This window comes from Xanthomonas sp. WHRI 6106 (assembly GCF_040202405.1).
GTDB classification, from domain to species: Bacteria; Pseudomonadota; Gammaproteobacteria; order Xanthomonadales; family Xanthomonadaceae; genus Xanthomonas; species Xanthomonas cannabis.
The window spans coordinates 482,747-507,656 of sequence record NZ_JBEGFC010000001.1; the positions used below are offsets into that span (position 1 = coordinate 482,747).

Genomic DNA, 24,910 nt, shown 5'->3' on the forward strand with positions numbered 1-24,910 from the left:
TACAGCTGCGTTCGTTGAGTAGGGCACGCCATGGCCCGCCATCACCGCGCCGTATGCGCGATGGGTGTCGAGAACCTGGTCGGTATCTGGATTTAGCGGCACCCGTCAACCGATCTGTAGCGTCGAGCACGGTTTGCCGCATGCCGGATGTGTTCGCTTCAGGTTCGGGCGCTGGGCCCGCCGTGCGGCAAGGACGGGCACAAAAAAAGCCGCGGCATGCCGCGGCTCCTTCTGCAATGTGGCGAAGATCAGGCCAGGCCGGCCTGCTTCATCACTTCGGCGGCGTAGTCTTCCACCACCTTCTCGATGCCCTCGCCAACGGCCAGGCGCTGGAAGCCGATCACGTCCGCACCGGCGGCCTTGACGGCCTGCTCGACGGTCTGATCGGTGTTCAGCACGTACGGCTGGCCGTACAGTGTGACTTCGTTGACGATCTTGCTGATCTTGCCGCTGATGATCTTTTCCAGGATCTCGGCCGGCTTGGACTTGTCCTTTTCGGACATCTTGGCCAGTTCGATTTCCTTTTCCTTGGCAATGAATTCGGCCGGAACGTCGGACGCCTTGACGTGCGGCGGGTTCATCGCCGCGATGTGCATGGCGATGCCGCGTGCCAGCTCGATGTCGCCACCCTGCAACTCGACCAGCACGCCGATGCGGCCGCCGTGCACGTAGGCCGCGACGTTGTTGGCGCTGTCGATGCGGACCAGGCGACGCACCTGCAGGTTCTCGCCGACCTTGGCGATGACTGCGGCGCGACGCTCTTCGATGGTCTCGCCGCTGTCGAGCTTGACGCTCTTGAGCGCTTCGGCATCGGCAGCGTCCGAGTTCAGTGCGGCATTGGCCACGACCTCGGTGAAGGCCAGGAAGTTCTCGTCCTTGGCGACGAAGTCGGTTTCGGAGTTGACTTCGACCAGCACGGCCTTGCCGCCGGCCTGTGCGGTGGCGATGCGGCCTTCGGCGGCAACGCGGTCGGCCTTCTTGTCGGCCTTGGCCAGACCCGACTTGCGCAGCCATTCGGCAGCGGCGTCGATGTCGCCAGCGTTTTCGACGAGTGCCTTCTTGCACTCCATCATGCCGGCGCCGGTGCGCTCGCGCAGTTCCTTGACCAGGGAAGCAGTGATTTCCACGGGATTACCTCATTGGACGAATGCGTGCGGCGGAAAGGATTCCGCCAGTAGGAGACGGTGCAGCGTGCTGGCCGCCCCCGTTGTGTCTTCAGTGGCCCGTACGACGGGTCGCGATGGACCTGCCGGGGCTGCGGCCGCACAGCATGGTGCGGCCGCATTGCATGCCGATTACTCGGCAGCGGCGGCGTCAGCCTTCTTGTCGCCCTTCTTGGCCGGAGCGCGACGGCCCTTGCCTTCGTCGCTGGCGTCGGCCGAGAACTCTTCTTCGCGCACCGAAGCGGAGTTCGGCGCAGCAGCCTTGCCTTCCAGCACGGCATCGGCGGCGGCGCGTGCGTACAGCTGCACGGCGCGGATGGCGTCGTCGTTACCCGGGATGGCGTAGTCGACCAGGGCCGGATCGTAGTTGGTGTCGACCACGGCGATCACCGGGATGCCGAGCTTCTTGGCTTCCTTGATGGCGATGTCTTCATGGCCGATGTCGATCACGAAGATCGCGTCGGGCAGGCGGTTCATTTCCTTGATGCCGCCCAGCGAGGCGTCCAGCTTCTCGCGCTCGCGACGCAGGCCCAGCACTTCGTGCTTGACCAGCTTGTCGAAGGTGCCATCGGTCTCGGCCGCTTCCAGTTCCTTCAGGCGGGCAACCGACTGCTTGACGGTGCGGAAGTTGGTCAGCGTGCCGCCCAGCCAGCGCTGGGTCATGAACGGCATGTTGCAACGCTCGGCTTCTTCCTTGATGGACTCGCGCGCGCTGCGCTTGGTGCCCAGGAACAGCACGGTGCCGCGCTTCTGCGCGATCGAGGAGAGGAAGTTCATCGCATCATTGAAGAGCGGAACGGTCTTCTCGAGGTTGATGATGTGGATCTTGCCGCGCGCGCCGAAGATGTACGGCGCCATCTTGGGGTTCCAGTAGCGGGTCTGGTGGCCGAAATGGACGCCGGCTTCCAGCATCTGGCGCATGGTGACTTGGGGCATTGAAGTAACTCCGTGAGAGCGGAATCGCCGTGCGCGGCCTTGACTTTTGGAGTCCGCACATGGGTGTGCGGGCTGTTGCGAGGGACTCGCATCAAACGCACAAGATTCCGGGGTTGGGCTTCCCTGTTGCCTCCGCGACGAACCCCTTGTGAGGGCACCCCGGCGCGGATGGCGGCAGCAGGTGTGGATTCGTCGGTGACGTCCGACGTGAACGACGCAATGCGTGAGAGACGCAAAACGGCCGGCGGAGTATAGCTGGCTGGGTGGCGAGGTGCAATTGGTGTGGTTCTGAGGCAGCTGACAGTGATCGCTGGGGGATTCGGGATTGGAGATTGGTTTAGAGCGGATCGCGAATGACCGGTCGTGTCGCACGGTCCGAAGGACGGCGAGGCCAGCAACGCTTCTGCGAATCCCCAATCCCGAATTTCCAATCCCGGCCCTCAGGGCTCCAGCGTCAGCGTGCTCTCGATATCGCCATTGACGCGTGCCACGAAGCGGCCGCTACCGGGGAGCAGGTTGGCCGGCAGTGCCCACTGCCGGGTCTGGCCTGGCAGCACATAGCCGGCCAGGTCGTCACGAATGCTGCGGCGGGTGCCGCCGGCATCGATGAAGGCCAGGTCGGCCAGGCGTGCGTGGCTGAGCCCGGCATTGTGCACGCGCAGCGTCCGCTCGACGCCCTGGCCGGTCAGCGAGGCCTGCAGGCGCGGATGCCCGCTTCCCGGTTCGCTGGGCAGCGCGAACACCGGGGTGGAGTACCGCAGCAGCTCGGTCTCCTGGCTGGTGGCGTGCTGGGTTACCACCAGCCGGTAGCTGTCTTCGGTGGTCGCGGGGCTGGGGCCAAGGCGGATCACCCGCAACAACTGCCGGCCTTGCGGCGGGATATCGAACTGGCTGGGGCTGACGGTGGCGCCCAGGGCCGGTTCCAGCACCTCGCGATCGCCTTGCTGGCGCCAGCGGTAGATCCTGGCATCGGCACGCCACGCGTGGGCGTCCTGGTTATAAAGCCAGACGGCGGTCTGATCGGTGTCGGCCGGGATGTGCGCGGTAGTCGGTGCGATGGCGATTTCGGCGCCGGCGGCGCTGCCGCTGGTTGCCAGGATGGTCAGGCCCAGCACCAGCCAGACCCGACGGAAGCAGGACGTGGCCATGGTCAAAACGCAATGGTGGTGATGCGCGCGGCGCCGCTGGGCGCAGGCCCGGCGAGGGCGCTGGCGTCCTGGCCGGTGCTGGCAAGCGGCGGCGTCCCGGCGCTCGGCGCTGGTTGGGCGATCGCGACCGGGGTGCCGCGCGAGCAGCTGGCGCGTGGCGGTGTGGTGCGCAGCTCGCAACCGCTGAGCAGGCGCAGGCCGATGTGCAGGGTGGAGTTTTCAGGGCCGCGGTTGCCGGCCGCGCTCGCGATGGAGGCGCTGCAAGCGAGGGCAAGCAAAAGCACGCACTTCGGCAAGGTGACCGGCATCATGAAGGCAATCGTTTGCAGCGGAGACGTAACAGATAGCGACGTGCCCCAAACGAACTTTATTAACTGTCAGTAAGTGATCGAGACCGTCACCGTGTCGTTGTAGGCGCCCGCGATAGGCAGCTGCGGAGCCGGGGCGCGTCCGTAGACGGTGACGGTTTGCGCCACCCCGTTGCCGGTGCCGGCCAGGGTGTCGACCCCGATGGTGGTGCCCCAGCGGCTGCTGCGGCCGGGGTCCTTGTAGAGCTCGTAGGTGATGTAGTTGGCGCTGCTGGCGTGGCGCATGCGGCGGGTGCTGCCACTGGCGTTGACGCCGACATCCAGGCCGATGTTCCAGGCGGTGCGGTTGGTGCAGGCCAGGCTGATGATGGAGCTGCGGTCGATGGCGGTGGCGATGCTGCCGGCGATGCTGCCGAAATCCAGGTCGGTGGTGACATAGGTATTGCAGCGCGCCGGGACGCTGGCCGACGCGGTGAAGGGGAATGCATTGCTGGCGGTCTTGGCGCCGCTGCCGCCGGTGGTGCAATTGGCCGGAACCGGCGGGACGCCAATGATGCTTTCGTTGTAGGCGTAGCGCAGCACGGTATCGGCACCGCCAAAGTTGCTGGTGTGATTGCCGGTCGACAGGATTTGGTTGGCGGGAATGCGCCCGTACAGCGTGATGCTGGTCGTCTGCGAGCCGCCGGTGATCACCGGAACGCCGTACGACAGCGTCAGCAGGCCCGGCGACGGGCTTGCCGACCCGGTGGCTCCCCAGATCTGGGTGCGTGCGGCGTCCTTGTAGATCTGGAAGTCCAGGCTGTCGCCGGTGGCGTTGAGCATGCGGCGCGGGGCATACAGCCCATTGCTTGCGCTGCCCGGTCCCAGATCCAGGCACAGGCTCACCTGGGCGTACCCCAGAACGCTGAGTGCGGCGGTCGCGCACGTGACGTTGAGCGTGGCAACCGCATCGGTCGTGCCATTGGCCGCGACATTGCCGAAGGCCATGGGCGTTCCCAGCGTGACCGTGCAGGTGGTGTCGGCGCGCGCGTGCTGGCTCGGTGCCAGCCACAGGCTGCAGAGCGCCAATGCAAGCAGGAGTGGCCAGCGCATCGTTGGTGTCATGGCGCGGGCTCTGTCGTGCAGCGCAGCGGGCCGACCCGCGGAATGCCGCCGGCCTCGGCCGGGTACGCGAACTGCGCCACGCAACGGCCCTGCGGCAGATCGACCAGGATGCGGTTGTCGGCCTGCAGATTGTCCAGATAGGTTTCGCCGTCGTAGCCGACCACCACCCGTTCGGCGTTCCCCTCGCGCTGTGCCACGCTGCCCACCGGCAATGCAGCGCCATTGGCATCGTGCAGGACGATCACCGCAGCGCGCACGCGGGTGATGCCGAAGCGCACGGCCACACCGGACTGCTGGCGCGGGGTCACCGTGGTGTCGACGCGGTCCACGCGCAGCTCCGCGGGCAGGTTCAAGGTGTCGATCGACAACTGATTGCGCTGCCACGACTGCAGCGGCGTCACTAGCAAAGTGCCGCGTGCATCGGTGACGCCGATCAGGCGGTTTTCCAGCCGGACTGGAATGCCGGCCTGGCCGTCGGTGGAGACCACCGCAAACGCATCCTGGACGTCGCGCGCCGCAAAGCTCCGTCCATCCATCCAAACCAGGCTGCCGCTGGCGCTGGCATAGCCGAAGGTAGCGCCATCCTGGCTGGCCGCACCGAAGTTGTAGCGGCCGACCCGGTTCAGCCAGCCCAGTTCGGCCAGCCCGCCACTGGCGTCGTCGCCGGCGCGTGCCTGCAGCCGCCAGCCAATGCCGCCCAGGTCGCCGTCGCCAGGCAGCGGCTGGCTGACATCGGCGACAAAGCCGGTGCGGTTGCCATTGCGCTGCATCGAGGCACTGGCCTGGCGCAACTGGCCGAAGGTGGTCGACAGCGACAGATACAGGCTGCGATCGCTGCGCTCGTCCAGATTCTGGTTGCCGGACAGGTTGGCGGCCCAGTTGCGCCCGAAGCTGCGCGACCAGAACACGCTGGCATAGCGCGAGGTGTCGCCTTGCGGGTAGCTCAGGCGCACGTAGCTGGTGCCCAGCGAGCCGATCGGGTCGACATTGACGCCGAACGCGGCGCGGTCGCTGACGCGCGCCGGCAGGCTGCCTTGCAGCGCCCCCAGGTCGCGGTAGTCGCCGTGGGTGCGCTGGGTGCCCAGGTTGACGTTGAAGCGCCGGTTGTTCCAGGCGTAGCCCAGCACGTACTGTCCGCCGCGCACCTCATGCATCCGGCTGTGGGCGTAGGCAGCGTTGACCACCCCGCCTGCACCCAGCAACCACACTCCGCCCGCGCCGGCATTGATCACGCTGCCGCCGGCTTCGGCATGCGCCTCGACGGTGAAATCGTCGCGCACTCCCTTGCGCAAGGTGGCGCTGGCGATCGGCTGCGAGGCATAGGAAAACGAGCGCACCCCGTAGTCGCGACGCAGGTGGCCGATGCCGGCCGACCATTCGGAAATGCCGCGCGCCAGCAGTTGCGGCGTGCCGTAAAACGCGAAATTCAGCTGGCGCACGCGACCGAAGGCGTCGGTCACCACGATCTGCGCCTGGCCGGTGCCGCTGATGCCCGGTTGCGCGGCCAGCTGGAACGGACCGGCCGGCACCTGACCGCTGTATTGACGCAGGCCATCGACGTAGAGCTCCACCGTGGAAGGCACCGCTGCTTCGCCCAGAAAACTGGGCGTCGGCATCAGTACGCGATACGGCTGCAGCGCGTAATTGCGGCCGATCTGCACGCCCCCCAGCCGCAGCGAGCGGCTCCAGTCGACGAAGCCGCTGTAGAAGTCGCCCACCGTCAGGCTGGTGGCGCTATCGGGGAAATCCATTTGCCAGGCGCTGTCCAGACGCACCGCTTCACTGCGCCAGCGTTCGTCCTGCGGGCGGTCGTAGGCCAGAAACACCGCCGTGGTGTCGAACATGCCGCGGCCGATGCCGAAGCCACGCAGTTCGGTTGCCAGCGACACGTTGCTGGCACCGGTGGTGCGCGTGGCATACAGGTCGTAGTTGAGCAGGACGCCGGGCGAGGCGGTGGCGCTGGGTGGGGCGGCTTCTTCGGGCTTGAGCACGGTGGTGGACAGCGCCAGCTGCGCCACCGGCACCTGCAGCGCGAGCCGCTGCAGGGCGGCGTCGTAGCGCACTTCCACGTCGGGCAGGCGATCCAGATCGACCGACTGACCCGGCACGCGGTCGGCCAGGATAAAGCCAAGCTTGCGCAACGTATCCACCGAGGCCCGCAAATGGCCGTCGACCAGCTCGAACGGCGTCAGACCGCGCTCGGCCTGATTCAGGGTGACCTCCAGATACAGCGTCTGCGGCTGCCCGGTGGCGGGTTGTGCGGTCTGGTCGGGCAAGGCGTCGATCTCGGCGAGGTCGCCGGCCGTCGCATCTGCCCACCCGGTGGCGGCCGCCAGCAGCGTCATCGCCAGCCGGGCCACATCACGGCGCTGTCGGCGCGGCCAACAGGGTACGTTCGTCAGCCTCACCATTGATCCTTGCGATGATGGCGCCGCGGGCGAACTGGGCCAGCGGTGCGCCCAGCGACCAGCGCATGGTCTGCCCCGGCAGCACATAGCCGACCAGCCCGTTCAAGGCGGTCTTGGTGGCGCCGTCGACCCGGTGCTGCAGATCGGCGACCTGTGCATGCCCGCTGCCGGTATTGCTGATCTGGATCTGCGCAGTGCCGTCGCTGCCGGCCACCACCTGCGCGCTCAGGGTCGGGGTGGGCGCGGCCTTGCCGGGCGGCAGCACGAAGATTGGTACCGAGTAGCGCAGCACGAACTGCATGCCCTTGCGGTCGGCATCGGCGCCGGGCAGTTCGTCGACGATGATGCGGTAGCAGGCTTCCTGGCTGCCGGGTGCGGGACCGGCACGGATCACCCGGATCAACTGGCGCTCGCCGGCGGCCAGGGTGCGCATCGGCGGGCTGATCAGCAGCTCCTGGGTCGGTGCGAGCTGGTCCTGGCCCTCGCGCTGGGTCCAGCGGTAGGCGCGGGTCTGCACCTGTACCGGCGCGCCGCCACTATTGCTCAGCCACAGTCCATCGGCGTTCTGTTCGGCGCTCAGGGTCAGCGAGGTCGGGGCCAGCTGCAGGCTGGCCGCCTGTGCGGCGGGCAGCGTCCAGGCACTGCCCAACAGGCCCAGGGCCAGTCCAGTCAGGACCAGCCGTGCGCGCACAGGAAACCGCAGGGGAGGCAAGGGCATGCGTGGTCTCAATAGACGATCGTCGCGGTGATCGTGTCCAGGTAACTACCGGTGGCGGCATTGGCGACCGACGGATTGGTCACGCGGCCGTAGACCGGATAGACCTGGTTGAGGCCGGTGGCGGTCCGGCTCAGGGTATTGGTGCCGGTGGTGCTGCCCCACACCGAGCTGCGCGCCAGGTCCTGGTAGAGCTGGTAGGAAATGAAGTTGTTGGTGGTCACCAGCGGGTCGGCGTTCTTCATCCGGCGGGTGGTCACGTCATTGGCGGTGCCGGCGTTGCTGCCTGCGCTCAGCGCGATGTTGTAGGGGGTCAGTGCGGTGCACTGGGCGGTCACGCTGCCGTTGGCGTCGACATTGGCGGTCGAGGTGGACAGCACCGAGCCGAAGTCGACGTCCGTGGCAGAGGCGGCAGTGATCGTGCAGGCCTTGGTCACGGCGATCTTGACGTTGAAGGTGGTGGTGTCTGCAGCAGTCGCCATACCGATGGTCGAGAGCAGGCCGAAGGACAGCAGGACAGGGCGGACAGTACGCATGGACATTTCCTTGACCGGTCGGGTCAGCAGTGACGCGACAACATGTCGCCCTCCCTGCAATGCATCAGCTGTGCCAAACATAACGACGATTGCGCCGGCTATCCAGCTGTTTTCGAAGGCCGATCTGGCGAATATGCGATGTCCTGCGGATGACTCCGTTCACGCCAACTTTGACGCGCCTGGGACTGCGTCACACATGAATGGGCGGGCGGCGGCGGTTTTCTGTTGCCCCGTCCGTTTGTGCGACGGCAATGCGTCCTGAAAAAAGCCGGGCATGGGTCGTTCAGATTCAGCCCGGATCGGCGATAATCCGGGCCATGAGCGTCAATCTGAAAACCAAAGAAGAAATCGAACTGATGCGTATCGCCGGCCGTCTGGCCGCCGAGGTGCTCGATATCGTGGGCCCGCACGTCAAGCCGGGCGTCACCACGGCCGAGCTGGACCGCATCTGCCATGACCATATCGTCAATGTGCAGGGAACCATTCCTGCCAATGTCGGCTACCGCGGCTTCCCGAAGAGCGTGTGCACCTCGGTCAACAACGTGATCTGTCACGGCATCCCGAGCGCGGCCAAGGTCCTGAAGGATGGCGACATCGTCAATATCGATGTCACCGTCATCAAGGATGGCTGGCATGGCGACACCAGCCGCATGTATTACGTGGGCACTCCCTCGGTGATGGCCAAGCGCCTGGTGGACACCACCTACGAGGCCATGTGGCGCGGCATCCGCGCGGTCAAGCCGGGTGCGACGCTGGGCGATGTGGGCCATGCGATCCAGAAGTTCGCCGAGGCCGAGCGCTTCAGCGTGGTGCGTGACTATTGCGGCCATGGCATCGGCAAGGTCTACCACGACGAACCGCAGGTGATGCATTACGGCCGTCCGGGCGAAGGGCTGGTGCTCAAGCCGGGCATGACCTTCACCATCGAGCCGATGATCAACGAAGGCACCTACCACCATAAGACCTTGCCCGACGGCTGGACCGTGGTCACCAAGGATCGCAAGCTGTCCGCGCAGTGGGAGCACATGGTGGCGGTGACCGAGGACGGCGTGGATGTGCTGACGCTGTCGGCCAACTCTCCCGCGCCGGTATGACGGCCACGCCGGCGGATCGACCCGACCCGGGCGTCGCCGGCGACGCGGACTGGGCCGCGCAGGCCCGTCCGCTGTTGGTGCACGCCGACATGCGGCTGTGCAAACGCTTCGATCAGGGCGAGCCGATGGAGCGGCTGGTGGCGCTGCGCGCACGCGCAGTCGATCAACTGATGCGCAATGCCTGGACGCGCTGCATTCCAGCCGACAGTGGCCTGGCGCTGCACGCGGTCGGCGGCTATGGGCGCGGTGAGTTGTTCCCGCGCTCGGACGTGGATGTACTGGTGCTGGGCGACACCGCTGCGCAGCAGGGCCACGAGCAGGCGCTGGCGCGGCTGTTCGCGCTGTTGTGGGATGTGGGCCTGCCGATCAGTCATGCGGTGCGCTCGCCTGCGCAGTGCACGGCCGCAGCGGCCGATCAGACCGTGCTCACCGCGCTGATCGAATCGCGCGCGCTGGTGGCCGATGGCGCGGCGCGCGCGGCGCTGGCAGCGGCCATCGCGCCGCAACAGGTATGGCCGCCGCGCGACTTCTTCCAGGCCAAGCGCGAGGAGCTGCTGGCACGGCACGAGCGCTTCGGCGATACCGCCGACAACCTCGAACCCGACATCAAGGATGGCCCGGGCGGTCTGCGCGACCTGCAGACCCTGGGCTGGATGGCGTTGCGCGCGTTCGGAGTGAAGGATCTGGACGCGCTGGTCGGGCTGGGGCATGTGGGCCTGGACGAAGCGGCGGCGCTGCGGCGCGAACGAGGGGAACTGGCGCGGCTGCGCTTTGGCCTGCATATCGTTGCCAACCGACCCGAGGAACGCCTGCGTTTCGATTACCAGAAGACCCTGGCGCAGCGTCTGGGATTTGCCGACGACCCGGAAAGCCTGGGCGTCGAAAAGATGATGCAGCGCTTCTACCGCAGCGCGGCGCTGATCCGCCGCATCAGCGACCGGCTGCTGCAGCGTTTCGAAGAACAGTTTGATGGCGAAGCGGTGCCGGAGCCGATCGGCGACGGGTTCAGCCTGCGCCGTGGCTATCTTGCCGCCGATGCGCAGACCTGGCCGAATGGCGACGTGCTGCAGATCTTTGCGCTGTTTGCGCAATGGGCGGCGCATCGCGAGGTGCGCGGGCTGCATTCGTTGACCGCGCGTGCGCTGGCCGAGGTCCTGCACGAGCTGCCGGCCTACGAGGTGGCCGACGCGACGGCACGCGAGCGTTTCATGGCGCTGCTGCGCGGCCCGCGCGCGGTGGAAACGCTCAATCGCATGGCGCGGCTGGGCGTGCTCGGGCAGTGGATTCCGGCGTTTGCCAGCGTCTCCGGGCGCATGCAGTTCGACCTGTTCCATGTCTACACGGTGGATCAGCACACCTTGATGGTGCTGCGGAACATCGCGCTGTTTGCGGCCGGCCGTGCCGATGAGCGTTTTTCGATCACCCATGAAGTCTGGCCGCGCCTGCGCAAGCCCGAGCTGCTGCTGCTGGCCGGCCTGTTCCATGACATTGCCAAGGGCCGTGGCGGCGATCATTCCGAACTGGGCGCGGTCGACGCACGTGCGTTCTGCCTGGCGCATCGCCTGAGCGAAGGCGATACCGAGCTGGTGACCTGGCTGGTGGAGCAACACCTGCGCATGTCGGTCACCGCGCAAAAGCAGGACATCTCCGACCCGGAGGTGATCCATCGCTTCGCCACGCTGGTGGGTACGCGTGAGCGGCTGGATTATCTGTACCTGTTGACCTGCGCCGACATCGCCGGCACCAGCCCCAAGCTGTGGAATGCGTGGAAGGACCGGCTGCTGGCAGACCTGTACTTCGCGGCGCGGCGCGCCTTGCGCGAAGGCCTGGAGCATCCGCCACCGCGCGAGGAGCGTCTGCGCGAAGCGCGCGACTCCGCGCGCGCGCTGATGCAGGCGCAAGGGCACGACGACCCCACCATCGACCGCCAGTTTGCCGGCATGCCGGACGAAAACTTCCTGCGCTTCCGCCCCGAGCAACTGGCCTGGCAGGCCGCATCGCTGATCGAAGTGGAGATCGGCCAGACCCTGGTCAAGGCGCGCCGTGCGGTGCCGGACAACGACGCGCTGGAAGTGTTCGTGTATTCGCCCGACCGCGACGGCCTGTTTGCGGCGATCGTGGCCACGCTGGACCGCAAGGGCTATGGCATCCACCGCGCCCGCGTGCTGGACGCTCCGCACGATGCCATCTTCGACGTGTTCGAAGTGCTGCCGCAGGAAAGTTTTGCCGACGGCGACCCGCAGCGGCTCGCCGCGGTGCTGCGCCAGGTGCTTGCCGGCGATCTGCAGAAAGTGCGCCCCTCGCGGCGCGCAGTGCCGCGCCAGTTGCGCCATTTCCGTTTTGCCCCGCGCGTGGAATTCAGCGAAAGTGCCGGCGGCCGGCGCACCCGCATCAGTTTGGTCGCGCCCGATCGCCCCGGCCTGCTGGCCGATGTCGCGCATGTCCTGCGCATCCAGCACCTGCGTGTGCACGACGCGCGTATCGCCACGTTTGGCGAGCGTGCCGAAGATCAGTTCCAGATCACCGACGAGCACGATCGCCCGTTGTCCGAATCCGCCCGGCAGGCGCTGCGCGATGCGCTGTGCGCCTGTCTCGATCCCGCCTAGTCCGTCCGGAGACCCCCATGGCCACCCCCAAGAAGACCACGCGCAAGCCCGGCGCCGTCACTCCCGCCAGCAAGCGTGCAGCCACGCCTGCCGGCAAGCCCGCCAAGGCCGCTGCGGCGGCCAATGCCAAGCCGCCGGCAAGCGCCGCCGGCAGGCGCGATGCCAAGACGGCTGTTGCCAGGAAAGCGCCGGCAAAGAAAGTCGCCAGTGCTGCACGTGTGGCCAAGCAGGCCACCCGCGTGGTCTCGGCACCGGCCGCCAGGAAGGCCGCAGCAGCCAAGAAGTTGCCGATCGCCGAGCAGGCCGTGCAGCGCGCAACGGCGCATGTGAGCAAGGACGAATTGAAGCTTGGTATCGAAAGCGCCTTCGAGCGCCGCGCCAGCCTGACGGTGGACGAGATCGAGGGCTCCACGCGTGCGATCGTCACGCGTGTGATCGACGGCCTGGAAAGCGGCGAATTCCGCGTTGCCGAGCCGGACGGGCAGGGTGGCTGGACGGTCAACGAGTGGTTGAAGAAAGCCGTGCTGCTGTATTTCCGCGTCAACGAGATGGCGGTGATCGACGCGCAGCCGGCGCCGTTCTGGGACAAGGTGGAATCGCGTTTTGCCGATTTCCACGAAGCCGACTTCCGCAAGGCCGGCGTGCGCGTGGTGCCGGGTGCGGTGGCGCGTCGCGGCAGCTATTTCGGCAAGGACGTGGTGCTGATGCCGAGCTTCACCAACATCGGTGCCTACGTGGGCGAAGGCACCATGGTCGATACCTGGGCCACGGTGGGGTCGTGCGCGCAAATCGGCGCGCACTGCCATCTGTCCGGCGGCGCCGGCATCGGCGGCGTGCTCGAACCGCTGCAGGCCAGCCCCACCATCATCGAAGATCACTGCTTCATCGGTGCGCGCTCGGAAGTGGTGGAAGGCGTGGTCATCGGCCATCACAGCGTGATCGGCATGGGCGTGTTCATCAGCCAGAGCACGCGCATCTACAACCGGGCCACCGGCGAGATTTCCTACGGCTACGTGCCGCCGTACAGCGTGGTGGTGTCCGGCCAGCTGCCGTCCAAGGACGGCTCGCATTCGTTGTACTGCGCGGTGATCGTCAAGCAGGTGGATGCGAAAACGCGCAGCAAGACCAGCGTGAACGAATTGCTGCGCGGGCTGGCGGATTGATCCATCGTGCATCGGGACGAGGCTTGCGAGTTGCTCGAGCGCTGGCCGCATGCTTCCCTTCTCCCATCGGGAGAAGGTGGCGCGAAGCGCCGGATGAGGGTACGAGCGAAGCCTGATGCGCGTGCTGTAAGAGGCTTCGCCCGTACCCTCGCCCCAACCCCTCTCCCGGTGGGAGAGGGGCTTTGCAAGATTCTCGCGCTAAAGGAGGCAAGATGCTCGTGCTGTGGGAGAGTACTTGTGCCTTCCTTCTCCCACCGGGAGAAGGTGGCGCAAAGCGCCGGATGAGGGTACGGGCGAAGCCTGATGCGCGTGCTGTACGAGGCTTCGCCCGTAGGCTCACCCCCAGCCCCTCTCCCGGTAGGAGAGGGGCGTTATAGGCCGATTTTCCGGGATACAGATGACGACGCTCTACGGATTGAAGAACTGCGACACCTGCAAGAAGGCCACCAAATGGCTGGACCGCTTCGCTGTCGCCTATACGTTTGTGGATTACCGGGACAACACGCCGTCGCCGGAGACGCTGCTGGAGTGGGCCGGCAAGGCGGGTGGATTCGAGGCCTTGATCAACAAGTCGTCCACCACCTGGCGGCAGTTGCCCGACAACAAGAAGGCGCCCGGTTCGGATGCGGAGTGGAAGCTGCTGCTGCGCGAGTACCCGCAGTTGATCCGCCGCCCGCTGGTGGTGACCGACGACGGCGAGCTGAGTCAGGGCTTTTCCGATAACGGCTTCAAGAAGCGGTTCGGCATCGGCTGAGCGACTGCGGTTCCGATAGCGATGCCGGAGCGCGCTGTAACTGGTGTCGTTACTGCCATTGGTTCGCCGAGCGCCTGTTCGTTCATCCGTCCATCCGCTCGGCAAGCCGGTCGAGGTAGCGTTGGCAATGGCTCCCGGCAGCAAGGCAATCCGACTGCGACCGCGATCGACCACGCCGATCGATGCAAACCCGCTCCATTCCATCAACGCCGCTGATGCGGCTCCACTGCGGTGACGTTTCATGAGCGATGTGCTGGATCTGACCTGTGACCTCATTGCACGTGCCTCGGTAACGCCGGTGGATGCCGGATGTCAGGCAGCGATCGCGCAGCGCCTGGGCGCGGCTGGATTCGCCTGCGAGCACTTGCGCCTGGGCGAGGTCGACAACCTGTGGGCCACGCATGGCAGCGGCGCGCCGGTGCTGGTGCTGCTCGGCCATACCGATGTGGTGCCGCCGGGCCCGCGCGAGGCGTGGACCAGCGATCCGTTCGCGCCGCAGATCCGCGACGGCGTGCTGTACGGCCGTGGCGCCGCGGACATGAAAGGCAGCGTCGCGGCATTTGCAATTGCCGCCGAGCAGTTCGTTGCCGCCCATCCCGGGCATCCCGGCACGCTGGCAGTGTTGCTGACGTCCGATGAAGAGGGCGATGCCATCGACGGCGTGCGCCATGTCGCACGGCTGTTCGCCGAGCGCGGCCAGCAGATCGATTGGTGCATCACCGGCGAACCGTCGTCCACCGAGCGGTTGGGCGATCTACTGCGTGTGGGCCGGCGCGGCAGCCTTTCCTGCATGCTGACGGTGAAGGGCGTGCAAGGGCATGTGGCGTATCCGCACAAAGCACGCAACCCGATCCACCAGGCCGCACCGGCGCTGGCCGAACTGGTGGCGCGGCAGTGGGACGAGGGCTTCGAGAGTTTTCCGCCGACCAGCCTGCAACTCTCCAACATCCACGCCGGCACCGGTGCCAACAACGTGATCCCCGGCGAGCTGCAAGTGGCCTTTAACCTGCGCTACACCCCGCACTGGGATGCGCCGCGGCTGGAAGCGCAGATCACTGCATTGCTGGATCGGCATGCGCTGGATTACACGCTGCAGTGGCATCGCAGCGGCGAACCGTTCTACACCCCGGAAGGCCGCCTGCGCAGCGTCGCGCGCGCGGTGCTGGGCGAGTTCGCCGGTGCGCCGCCGGAAGAGAGCACCGGCGGCGGCACCTCCGACGCGCGCTTCATCGCGCCGCTGGGGGCGCAATGCATCGAAGTCGGCCCGGTCAATGCCAGCATCCACCAGGTCGACGAGCATGTGCGCGTGGCCGATCTGGAAGCACTGCCGGCGCTGTATCGCACCCTGATCGAGCGTTTGCTGACCTGACTTGTGGAATGATCCAGTCAGGCGCCGGCCGGTGGATTGCGAAGCCAGCGCCACCGAGTGCATCGACCAGCGCCTTAGCGATTTTGCTCCGAGCAGCATGCATCGCCGTGCCGTCGGAACCGCATTGCTACATGGCATGACCGAACAGGTAGCGCCGGCTACTCGAACGTCCAGAAGGGTGGTTTGATCGCCTCGCGCCAATATGCTTCGTCGGCCATGTAAAACGTTTGTGCGGAGGCCTTGGCAAACCAGACTGCCGCCGCATCCACATCGCGCGTCACCCCGCTACTGCCGCGCCCGAGCAACAGGCCGGTGAAGTACTGACCATACACATTGCCCTGGTCCGCCGCACGCTGGTACCAACGGAGTGCCTCGGCTCCATCGCTGGCCACACCCAATCCCTTTTCATAGAGCGCGCCAAGATCGACCTGCGCCTCGGCATCGCCCCTGTGCGCGCGCCGCTGGATGTCGCGCACCAACGGGTGCACCTCGCCGTTACGCGGCGCCACCGCATCGGGAAGACCGGAAGAGCCGGACCAATATCGGTGGTAGACGGTAGCGCGTAGATCCCAGCGCAATGCAGCGGCGGCGTTTCCGCGGTCACGGTGGAACTTGGCGAGTTCGGCGATGGCGTAGGGGTTGGCGTGCATGGCGGCCGCCAGGTACCAGCGCTCGGCTTTGGGCGGCGACGCGCGCAGTGCAGCGCGCTGGTCGATATATGGGCTATCGGAGTGGGACAGTGTCCCGCTCGCCCAGATCCGTCCCAGCGCCAGTTCGGCGCGGGTGTTGTGGAACGTCCACGGGGTGGTCGCGGCGGCGCGCTCGTACCAGTGGATGGCTCGCGGATCGTTGCGTGCCTCCAGGCGTTCGGCCGCATTCCACGCGCTGTCGAAACTTCCATCAGATGCCTGTTGTTCCAGCTGTTGCAGGTAGGCGGGATCGGTGCGCGGTGGGTTGCTGCTGCAGGCCTGCAGCAACAAGGCAAGCAACAGGGCCAGGGGCGGCATGCGTCCGATGCGTGGGGTCATTCCAATACTGCCGAGTGCGGGGCGGTCATTATCCTCGCAATGCGCTCGTGCGACCGCGCGGCGTGCTGCGCCGCTGGCTTGGTTGCCATCGCAACAGTTGCGCCACCGGCGAAAGCGGGATACGGTCAGGCCATGACATCGCCCCTGTCCAACGTCAATAACGCCACCCGCAACACGCTGCGCGCGAATAATCGTGTGCGGCCGATGCGGGTCTGCGACTAGGCGAATTTCACCCAAACGCCCAGGAATCAGAGAACCCGCATCGGCCGATGCGGGTTTTTTTATGGGTGTCGTTTCGTGCCGCACGCGTGTCCACCGGCCACCAATCCCGCAGTTCATCAGGAGTTTTCCATGTGTTCCATCTTCGGTATTTTCGGGCTGCAACCCGGTGACGATCTGCAGGCGTTACGCCGGCAGGCTCTGGAATGTTCGCAGCGTCAGCGCCATCGTGGCCCGGACTGGAGCGGCGTGTATGTCGATGGTGGTGCGATCCTGGTGCACGAGCGCCTGGCCATCGTCGACCCGGCCGGTGGCGCACAGCCGTTGCTGTCCGAAGATGGGCAACTGGTGTTGGCGGTGAATGGCGAAATCTACAACCATCGCGAAATCAAGCAGGAACTGCAGCAGGCCTACGCGTTCCAGACCGGCTCCGATTGCGAAGTGATCAATGCGCTGTATCGCGAAGATGCGCCGGCGTCCTATCTCAATCGCCTCAACGGCATCTTTGCCTTTGCGTTGTGGGACAAGGCCGCCGGTCGCGTGATCATTGCGCGCGATCCGATCGGGGTGGTGCCGCTGTACTGGGGCCACGACCGCGAGGGCCGCCTGCGGGTGGCGTCGGAACTGAAGTCGCTGGTGGACGAGTGCGCCGACGCCGCGCAATTTCCGCCGGGGCACTGGTACGACAGCGCCACCGGCGAGCTGAGCCGTTACTACGAGCGTGCCTGGCGCGAATACGCCGAAGTGGAAGGCGTGCAGGTGCAGCTGCAGGAATTGCGCGAAGCCTTCGAGCGTGCCGTGCACCGCCAGCTGATGACCGATGTGCCGTACGGCGTGCTGCTGTCCGGCGGACTGGACTCGTCATTGGTCGCAGCCGTGGCTGCGCGTTATGCACGCCATCGCATCGAAGAAAACGACACCACCGAAGCATGGTGGCCGCGGCTGCATTCGTTTGCGATCGGCTTGAAGGGGTCGCCCGATCTTGCCGCCGCAGAAGTCGCGGCGGCGGCGCTGGGCACGGTGCACCACGGCTTCGAATACACCTTCGAAGAAGGGCTGGATGCGTTGCCGGAAGTGATTCGCCATATCGAGACCTACGACGTCACCACCATCCGGGCATCGACACCGATGTTCCTGCTGGCACGGCGGATCAAGGCGATGGGCGTCAAGATGGTGCTGTCGGGCGAAGGCAGCGACGAAATCTTCGGTGGCTACCTGTATTTCCACAAGGCGCCCAATGCGCGCGAGTTCCACGAAGAACTAGTGCGCAAGCTCGATGCGCTGAACAACTACGATTGCCTGCGTGCCAACAAGTCGATGATGGCCTGGGGCGTGGAGCCGCGGGTGCCGTTCCTGGACCGCGAGTTCCTGGATGTGGCCATGCGCATGGACGCCAGTTTCAAGATGATCGACAAGACCAGCACGGGCGCCACGCGCATGGAAAAGGGCGTGTTACGCGAGGCCTTTGCCGGCTATCTGCCCGACTCGATCCTGTGGCGGCAGAAGGAGCAATTCAGCGACGGCGTCGGCTACGGCTGGATCGACGGGCTCAAGGCGCACGCCGCCTCGCACGTCAGCGATCGCGAGCTGACTGCGGCCGACAAGCGCTTCCCGGTCAATCCGCCGCAGACCAAGGAAGCGTATTTCTATCGCAGTGTGTTCGAGCAGTTCTTCCCGAGCCAGGCGGCGGCGGAGACGGTGCCCGGCGGCAAGTCCATTGCCTGCTCGTCGCCCACCGCGATTGCCTGGGATGCGAGTTTTGCCGCGATGGCCGACCCATCCGGCCGGGCGATCGCAGGCGTGCACGCACAGGCGCTGGCGTCCTGAGGCAGTGGGCTTGCAGCGGCCGGCACGCGCCAACGCGTGGCCGGCCGCCTCGTCTTATTGTTCGTGGCGCACGCAATAACCGTAGCGCTGCGGCTCGATATCCACGCCCGCTACATCGGCCTGGTTGTTGCGCCACAGGTTGGGCTTGAAGTCGGCCGCCGTGCAATTGGCCGCGCGGTCCACGCCGATGGTGTAGGTGAACGGCGTATTGGAGAAGCGGTTGTTCTCGAACACGTTGTCCTGGCTCATGCTGTTGTCCCAGCACAGGATTTCCGGCGTGCGATAGCGGATGGCACAAGCCAGGAATACGCCGGCGACCTTGTTGCCGTCGAACTGGTTGTTGCTGAAGCGGTTGCGCCGCGCATCGGATAGGTAGATGCCCTGGCTGCCATTGCGCTCGAAACGGTTGTTGCGGATCTCGCTGTCTTCCAGATGCTCGGTGGTCAGGCCTGCAGCCACGTTGTCGTGGATGTAGTTGTTGACCATGGTCACCTTGGCGGTGCGGTTGAACGACACGCCGTCCCAGATGGCGCCGGAGACATCGTTGTTTTCGATGGTGATCTCGCGGGTGTCGTACTCGCTCAGCAGGCAGGCACTACGGCATTTATTGACCTGCAGACCGGCGAGCCGGATGCCCTGGCCGGAGCGCACCACCACCGCGCTGTTGCTCAGGTACGGGCGCTCGGGCATGAACTCCTTGTCGCCGGTGCTGGCCACGATCTGCATGTCTTCGATGCTGACGTTGCGGATCACCCCGGTGGGCTGCTGGTTTTCGTAGTCGCCTACTACCAGCACAGGCTGTTGCACGCCGTCGGCCATGCGTAGCACCGTCCCCGGACCCTTGCCGCGCAGGGTCAGGTTGCCACGATGGATCGACACCAGGCCGTTGAGCGGAAATTCGCCTTTTTCCAGACACAGCACGGCCGGCGTGTCGCCCAGCGGCAATTTGTCGATGGCTTTTTGCAGATCCTGCCCTGGCTTCACCTTGGCGGTGCAACTGGCCACAGGCGCGGCTAGTGGGCCCGGAGTGGTTGGTGGCGCGGCCGAACAGGCGGCCGAGAACAGCAGGGGCAACAGGGCGGAAACGGAGCGGGCAAGCTGAGGCATGCGGATTCCGGTCAGTGAGGGGGAGGAGGGCGATGTGCGGTAGCTCTCTACCGATCGCGACGGCCTCTAGTGTGTCCCACCGAACGTTAAGTTCCAGCCCATGCATGCCCGCGCGATTCGGCGCAGGTTCATTGCGCGGCCATCGCTACCGCCGCAACCGTGCGTTGTTGCACAGTTGCCATCGCCGCACGCAGACGCGTGGCAGCGATGGCGATGGCGATGGCGCGGGCTGAATCACAGGATCCGCACTCCGCGCTCCGCACGCATGCAGCAGTGCGCACCACTGCGTGCGGCGATCAGAAGCTGTAGGCCAGTTGTGCGTAGATGCGTCGCGGCTCGCCCGGGAAGTGACCGCCGCGTGCATTGAAACCGCTCACCGCGTACACCTTGTCGAACAGGTTCTTGACGTTGATCTGCAGCTTCCATGCGTCCCACTGCGTTTGCCAGCTGATGTCGTAGATGGCGTACGGTTTGACCCGCTGGCCTTCGAGGCTGACCCGCTCGCCCACGTAGTCGGCGCCGAACGCGACCGCCGAGCGCCATGCCGGCAGGTCGTAGCGGGTCCATAGCCCGAAGGTGTTGCGTGGTGCGTTGGCGAAGCGATCGCCGGAGGCATTGGTGATGCCATTGGTCCCCGCGTCCAGCACGCGTGCATCGTTGTACGCATAGGTCAGGTTGAGCACCCAGCGCTCGGTGAGGTCGGCCAGCAGGTCCACCTCCAGCCCCTCGCTGCGCACCAGTCCAAGCGCAGACAGCTGATTGACCCCATCGACGACAGCCCCGTTGGCCTGCACGATGTTGCTGCGTTCGATGCGATACAGCGCGGTGTTGAGGGTCAGCCCGCCATCGTTGAGCGCGGTTTTCAGGCCAAGCTCCCACTGCGTGCTGCGTTCCGGATCGAATGGCCCGCCCACGCTGGCATCCTGATTGGCCGCATCCTGCGGCAGGAAACCGCTGGCATAACTGGCGTAGGCATTGACGCCATCGCGCAGCACCACGGTGCTGCCCACGCGCCAGCTGAGGTCGTTGCCGGTGATGCGCGAATCGTCCAGCAGGTTGTCGTCCTTGAAGCCGTCCCAGCGCACGCCGGCCATTGCATGCCAGCGCGGCGTCAGCGTGAGTTCGTCCTGCAGGTACGCGCCATAGCGCTGGCTGCGCGTGCTGGTGGCGCGCCAGGGCAGCGTGTCCAGCCCGTAGTCGTAGAAGCCGCTGCGCCCGTACACCGGGTTGAACAGATCGATACCCGGCACCGGCCCGCGCACGCGCCCGGTATCGGCGGTGTTGGCGGTCTGTGCACGGAAATCGGCATCCAGACGGTAGTAATCGGTGCCCATCAGCAGCTTGTGCTCGATCGCGCCGGTGCTGGTGCGGAACACCGCGTTGACGTTGCTGGAAATCGCATCGTTGTCGCGGTACTGGTTGCGCAACTGGCGCGTCATCCACTCGGCCGTGCCGTCGCGATCGCGGTCGATCAGGCCCATCGGCTCGTGATAGATCTGATGTTCGTCGTTTTTGAACCAGCGCACCGCCATGTCCACGTCCCACGCGCTGGATGGCGCAAACCGGTACTGCGCGAACGCCACCTTGGCGCGCATGTCGAGAAAGTCGGTGGGCTCGTTGTGGTTCCAACGGCGGTCGGTGAGGAAGTTGCCGTCGTCATCCACCGGCACCCCGCGCAGGCGGTTGCCGCCCAGGTTCTGGGTGATGTCGGTGTACTGCAGGGTGAGCTCGCCGGTGTCGCCGATATCGAAGGCCACCGACGCATCGCCGATCTGGCTTTGACTGTCGGTGTTCCAGCGAAAGCCGTCCTCGCCATCGGCATAGGCGCCGACGCGGTAGCGGATGCGGCCGTCGGCGCGCGCGGGGCCGGTGGCTTCGAACGAGGCCGCGCCGAAGGACTGATTGCCCACCTGCAACTCGACCCGGCGCTGTGCCTGATGCGCCGGCTTGCGGGTGACATAGTTGATGACACCGCCCGGCTCGCCGCCGCCATACAGCGCGCCCGCCGGACCCTTGAGCACTTCCACGCGTTCGATGTTGAACAGCTGCGGCACCGAGAAGCCGGCGTACGGGTCGCCGCGCAGTCCGTCGTAGAGCACGTTTTCCTGGCGGAAACCGCGCAAGGTCACGCCGGCGTAGCTGAAGAAACTGATCCCGCTGATGCTGCGATACAGATCGGTGATCTGACGCGCGGCCTGGTCGTCGATCAACTCGCGCGGCAGGACCTGCACCGATTGCGGCACCAGTGCCAGCGGTGTGTCGGTCCGCGTGGCCACGGCGGCGTCGTCGGATTTGTAGAGGGTCTGCGCGCGGCCGACGACATTCACGCCATCCAGCTCGGTCAAGGCTGGAGGGGCGCCGTGTTGAGCCAAAGCAGGCAGGGCAGGTAGAGCGAGCGCAGCGGAGAGCGCGGTGACAAGGAGCGTGGGGCGCATTGGTCACTAATGGGAATGGTTATCAAATGCATCTTAGCACGATGTGATTGGCCAATTGCAGAGGTCGCTGCGGAGGGGCGAAGCGTGTGGGCGTGGTTGTGTGATTTGCTTGTGTGCGTGTGAGGATGCGTGCGCGGATGCAGTCACGCGAGCTGCGAGCTGCGAGCTGCGAAGGCAGAAGGCAGAAGACAGAAGACGCCCCGCCGGGGGAGCGGCTTCAGAACATGGCGGCCATGCCCGCATTCCCTTCTCCCACCGGGAGAAGGTGCCCGGAGGGCGGATGAGGGTGGTGCCGCTGGATGCTGCCGGTGGCCGGACTCGCCTCGGCTCTGGCTGATCCATAGGGATGAAGCCCGTGCCCTCACCCCAACCCCTCTCCCGCGGGGAGAGGGGCTTTGCAGCGGGAGAGGGGCTTTGCATGGCGGCGATGCTTGATGGTTCTTGTTTTTCTTCCGTAGCCGCTATGTAGCAGCGTTGCAGCGCTTTTACTGCGGACGCAATTGCAGCGTGTAGCGCGTGGCAGTGGGCAGAAAAGGTGTGGGTCGTCCATGCACCCAATCGTCGTGGCCCGCGCCCCAGTACGGTGACAGCGGGTGGCCGCTCTGGCCGCCGGGCATGTGCACGATGCCGTCCTGCTCGTGCCCGGGAGACACCACCATGCGCTCGGAGGCACCGAACGCCGGGCCTTGCACGCGTGGCATGTCGCGGTCGCCCGGCAGTTGGTCCGGTGGCATGCACAGCCAGCGGCTGGCCAGCGCCGGCAACGCGCGGGCGATCGGATGGCAGATGGCAGCAGTGTTGCGCTCGCCCCAGGTACGCTTGCCCAGTGGTTCGCCGGGCGCTGCCTGTGCGGCCAGCTCACGCTGCGCGCTACGGGCAGCGTCGCCAAGCAACTGGTCCCAGCTCGTGTAGCTTGGTGGCAGCAGAGGCGCCGGGCGCTGTTGCAGAAGCGGCCACACGACGCCTTCCAGTTGCGCGCGACGTGGCGGCAGAAAGTCATCGCCAAGCGCAGCTTTCCCGGGGGCAAGCAGGCCGGCTTGCACCGCAGCGATGGTATTGCTGCGGAACTCGCGCACGATGCGATAGCTGGCCGAATCGGTGGAGGCATGCCCACTCCACCGCCGCGTTGCCACCTCGATTTGCTGCAAGGCCGGGTCGTTGCTGTGCGCGACCACGCCGCGCAGCACCTGCCACCAACGTGTCAGCAACACCGCGCGATCGTCCAGCTGGATCGCCAGCAGATCGCGCTCGGTGAAGCGCTGCCTGGCGAACAGGGCGTCGCGGATTTGCTGGGCACGTGCGCCCAGGTCGTAGCCGGCATTGCCCAGCGTGGCCAGTTGCTGCGCGTCGACAACCCGGCTGTTGGCGGTCCAGAGCCGATGCGAGGGCGGGTCGATCAGCGCGGGCGCTGCGTCGCTGCGCAGCGACCACGGTGTGCAAGCGGCCGGCGGCGTGGTAGCCGGCGCTGGCGGGGCGGTCTGTGGTGAGGCTGCAAGGTCGACAATGCCGGTCGGGCTGCAGCCGGGGGGGCGTGCAGGGCGCGCGCCGATCAGTCGCCAGCCGATGCGCCCGCTGCGGTCGGCGACCACCAGGTTCTGCGCAGGAATGCCGGAGCGGTCCGCTACCGCAAAGGCGTCCTGCAGGTCGCGTGCGCGGCTCATCTGCGCAAAGTCCAGGCGGATGGCGCCGGGCAATTGCGCGGCCCAGCGCAGCGCCAGCACGCTGCCATCTGCATTTTCGTGCAGGATCGGCCCCCATGCCGCTTCGCGCACCTCAAAGCGCACCGGTGCCGCGCCGGCGACGCGGATCGTTTCGACATGCGTGGTCAGTGCCTGCGGGTGATCCGGCGTCGCCGGCGCGAGACGCGCGAAGTCGGCGGTGTCGATGTAGCTGTTGGTGAAGGCCCAGGCCACGTGGCCATTGCTGCCGACCACCACCGCCGGCAGGCCGGGCAGGGTGAAGCCGCTGACATCCACCTTGCCATCGGCTGCGGCCGTGTCGGGGTAGCGCAGCCGCGCGCGGAACCAGATGTTGGGGGCGCGCAGGCCCAGGTGCATGTCGTCGGCCACGATGGCGCGGCCGTCGGCGGTCAGGCGGCCATCCACCGCAAAATTATTGCTGCCCGGCGTGGGCTGCTCGGCCTGCGGTGCGGCGGGTGGATGCGGCAGGCGGCGCAGATCCAGCGTCCCCGCATCCGGCAGCACCGCATCGCCCTGTGCCGGGCCGAACAGCGGCGCATCCCAGCTGGAACCCTGGTGATCGAGCAAGGCCGCCAGTGCCGGTGGCACCACCGTGCGCAGACGCGCGGCGGCCAGTTCGGTCTGGTTGTCGCTGTCCTGCAGGTCGGCGTACATCGCCATGCCGGTCAGGATCGAATCTTCCAGGGTCCAGGCACGCGGCGTCTGGCGCAGCAGCAGGTACGGCCAGGGGCGCACCGGCAGCGCGGCCAGCCCCGCGTTCACACCGTCGGTATATGCCTGCAGCGCGGCACGCTCGCTGCCGGCTGCAATCTGCAGGCTGGCCTGCACGCGTGCGCGCAGCCGGTGGACGCGGTTGCGCTTGTCCAGGTCCACCGCCTTGGCGCCGAACAACTCCGACAGCTCGCCGGCGGGCGCACGGCGCATCAGGTCCATCTCGAAATAGCGCTCCTGAGCATGCACGTAGCCGAGTGCGCGCATCGCATCGATCTGGCTGGCCGCATCCAGCGTGACCACGCCGTTCCGGTCGCGCTGGACGCTCACTGGCGCGCGCAGCCCGGCCAGAGCGGTGCCGCCATCCAGCTGTGGCAGGCTGCCGCGCAGCAGCAGATACAGGACCACGCCGGCTGCCAGGGCCAGCACCACGATTGCCACTGTCAGCCGGCCCAGCCATTTGCGCATTTTCATGTCCCTGAGTGTGGATTGCTGACAGACCGCGATGCCGTGGCGACGGACTGCGCGGCGCGGGGATCATCGCTCCGCAGGCCGGCCGCGCCCGCATCGCGGCATGCA

The 24,910-nt window shown here is 66.4% G+C and carries 18 protein-coding genes; 6 read left to right on the forward strand and 12 right to left on the reverse strand.

The genetic code is table 11. From position 1 onward, the window contains the following. Window positions 1–248: 248 nt before the first annotated feature. From tsf to ABQZ09_RS02210, 8 genes are all read right to left on the reverse strand, one after another. Entirely contained in the window at window positions 249–1,127 is an 879-nt protein-coding gene (tsf, locus tag ABQZ09_RS02175) for a translation elongation factor Ts (protein WP_349775998.1), read from the reverse strand. 168 nt (window positions 1,128–1,295) lie between these two features. Continuing rightward, a complete protein-coding gene (rpsB, locus tag ABQZ09_RS02180; protein WP_349775999.1) occupies window positions 1,296–2,099 on the reverse strand; it encodes a 30S ribosomal protein S2 in 804 nt (267 codons plus the stop codon). A gap of 440 nt (window positions 2,100–2,539) precedes the next feature. Continuing rightward, on the reverse strand, window positions 2,540–3,247 hold the full coding sequence (locus ABQZ09_RS02185) for a fimbrial biogenesis chaperone (protein ID WP_349776000.1): 708 nt from the start codon (window positions 3,245–3,247) through the stop codon (window positions 2,540–2,542). A gap of 2 nt (window positions 3,248–3,249) precedes the next feature. Further along, window positions 3,250–3,576 carry a hypothetical protein gene (locus ABQZ09_RS02190; RefSeq protein ID WP_184554025.1) on the reverse strand — a complete coding sequence of 109 codons (327 nt, stop codon included), beginning with the start codon at window positions 3,574–3,576 and terminating at the stop codon, window positions 3,250–3,252. A 48-nt stretch (window positions 3,577–3,624) separates the two neighbouring features. Beyond that, window positions 3,625–4,659, reverse strand: a complete 1,035-nt coding sequence (locus ABQZ09_RS02195; protein WP_349776001.1) for a Csu type fimbrial protein — start codon at window positions 4,657–4,659, stop codon at window positions 3,625–3,627. After that, window positions 4,656–7,004 carry a fimbria/pilus outer membrane usher protein gene (locus ABQZ09_RS02200; protein WP_349776002.1) on the reverse strand — a complete coding sequence of 783 codons (2,349 nt, stop codon included), beginning with the start codon at window positions 7,002–7,004 and terminating at the stop codon, window positions 4,656–4,658. Before ABQZ09_RS02200 ends, ABQZ09_RS02195 begins: the two co-directional genes overlap by 4 nt. A 16-nt stretch (window positions 7,005–7,020) precedes the next feature. Continuing rightward, window positions 7,021–7,785, reverse strand: coding sequence for a fimbrial biogenesis chaperone (locus ABQZ09_RS02205; protein WP_349776003.1), 765 nt, complete (start codon window positions 7,783–7,785; stop codon window positions 7,021–7,023). A gap of 8 nt (window positions 7,786–7,793) precedes the next feature. Further along, complete coding sequence (locus ABQZ09_RS02210) at window positions 7,794–8,318, reverse strand: Csu type fimbrial protein (protein WP_039410351.1); 525 nt, start codon at window positions 8,316–8,318, stop codon at window positions 7,794–7,796. Window positions 8,319–8,635: 317 nt separating this feature from the next. Here ABQZ09_RS02210 and map point away from each other — a divergent pair, with 317 nt between their 5' ends. The 5 genes from map (at window position 8,636) to dapE (ending at window position 15,304) form a co-directional block, all read left to right on the forward strand. Beyond that, window positions 8,636–9,412, forward strand: a complete 777-nt coding sequence (gene map, locus ABQZ09_RS02215) for a type I methionyl aminopeptidase (protein ID WP_039410342.1) — start codon at window positions 8,636–8,638, stop codon at window positions 9,410–9,412. Further along, window positions 9,409–12,018, forward strand: a complete 2,610-nt coding sequence (locus ABQZ09_RS02220; RefSeq protein WP_349776004.1) for a [protein-PII] uridylyltransferase — start codon at window positions 9,409–9,411, stop codon at window positions 12,016–12,018. The genes map and ABQZ09_RS02220 overlap by 4 nt, the downstream gene beginning before the upstream one ends. A gap of 17 nt (window positions 12,019–12,035) precedes the next feature. Beyond that, window positions 12,036–13,181, forward strand: a complete 1,146-nt coding sequence (gene dapD / locus ABQZ09_RS02225) for a 2,3,4,5-tetrahydropyridine-2,6-dicarboxylate N-succinyltransferase (protein ID WP_349776005.1) — start codon at window positions 12,036–12,038, stop codon at window positions 13,179–13,181. Window positions 13,182–13,578: 397 nt separating this feature from the next. Beyond that, window positions 13,579–13,935, forward strand: coding sequence for an arsenate reductase (locus ABQZ09_RS02230; protein ID WP_349776006.1), 357 nt, complete (start codon window positions 13,579–13,581; stop codon window positions 13,933–13,935). A 241-nt stretch (window positions 13,936–14,176) separates the two neighbouring features. Continuing rightward, window positions 14,177–15,304, forward strand: coding sequence for a succinyl-diaminopimelate desuccinylase (gene dapE, locus ABQZ09_RS02235; protein WP_349776007.1), 1,128 nt, complete (start codon window positions 14,177–14,179; stop codon window positions 15,302–15,304). Between the two features lie 158 nt (window positions 15,305–15,462). Here the strand turns inward: dapE and ABQZ09_RS02240 are convergent, their stop codons facing one another. After that, a complete protein-coding gene (locus tag ABQZ09_RS02240; RefSeq protein ID WP_349776008.1) occupies window positions 15,463–16,332 on the reverse strand; it encodes a tetratricopeptide repeat protein in 870 nt (289 codons plus the stop codon). A 351-nt stretch (window positions 16,333–16,683) separates the two neighbouring features. Here ABQZ09_RS02240 and asnB point away from each other — a divergent pair, with 351 nt between their 5' ends. Continuing rightward, on the forward strand, window positions 16,684–18,378 hold the full coding sequence (gene asnB / locus ABQZ09_RS02245) for an asparagine synthase B (RefSeq protein ID WP_349776009.1): 1,695 nt from the start codon (window positions 16,684–16,686) through the stop codon (window positions 18,376–18,378). Window positions 18,379–18,432: 54 nt separating this feature from the next. On the opposite strand, the gene hpaM is transcribed toward asnB, so the two are convergent. The 3 genes from hpaM to ABQZ09_RS02260 all read right to left on the reverse strand — a co-directional run bounded on the left by hpaM (window position 18,433) and on the right by ABQZ09_RS02260 (window position 24,799). Next, a complete protein-coding gene (gene hpaM, locus ABQZ09_RS02250; RefSeq protein ID WP_349776010.1) occupies window positions 18,433–19,485 on the reverse strand; it encodes a type III secretion-associated outer membrane-bound protein HpaM in 1,053 nt (350 codons plus the stop codon). Window positions 19,486–19,781: 296 nt separating this feature from the next. Continuing rightward, on the reverse strand, window positions 19,782–21,920 hold the full coding sequence (locus ABQZ09_RS02255) for a TonB-dependent siderophore receptor (RefSeq protein WP_349776011.1): 2,139 nt from the start codon (window positions 21,918–21,920) through the stop codon (window positions 19,782–19,784). A gap of 485 nt (window positions 21,921–22,405) precedes the next feature. After that, the gene (locus ABQZ09_RS02260; RefSeq protein ID WP_349776012.1) at window positions 22,406–24,799 is read right to left on the reverse strand and encodes a penicillin acylase family protein; all 2,394 of its coding nucleotides are present in this window, start codon (window positions 24,797–24,799) and stop codon (window positions 22,406–22,408) included. Between the last annotated feature and the right edge of the window lie 111 nt (window positions 24,800–24,910).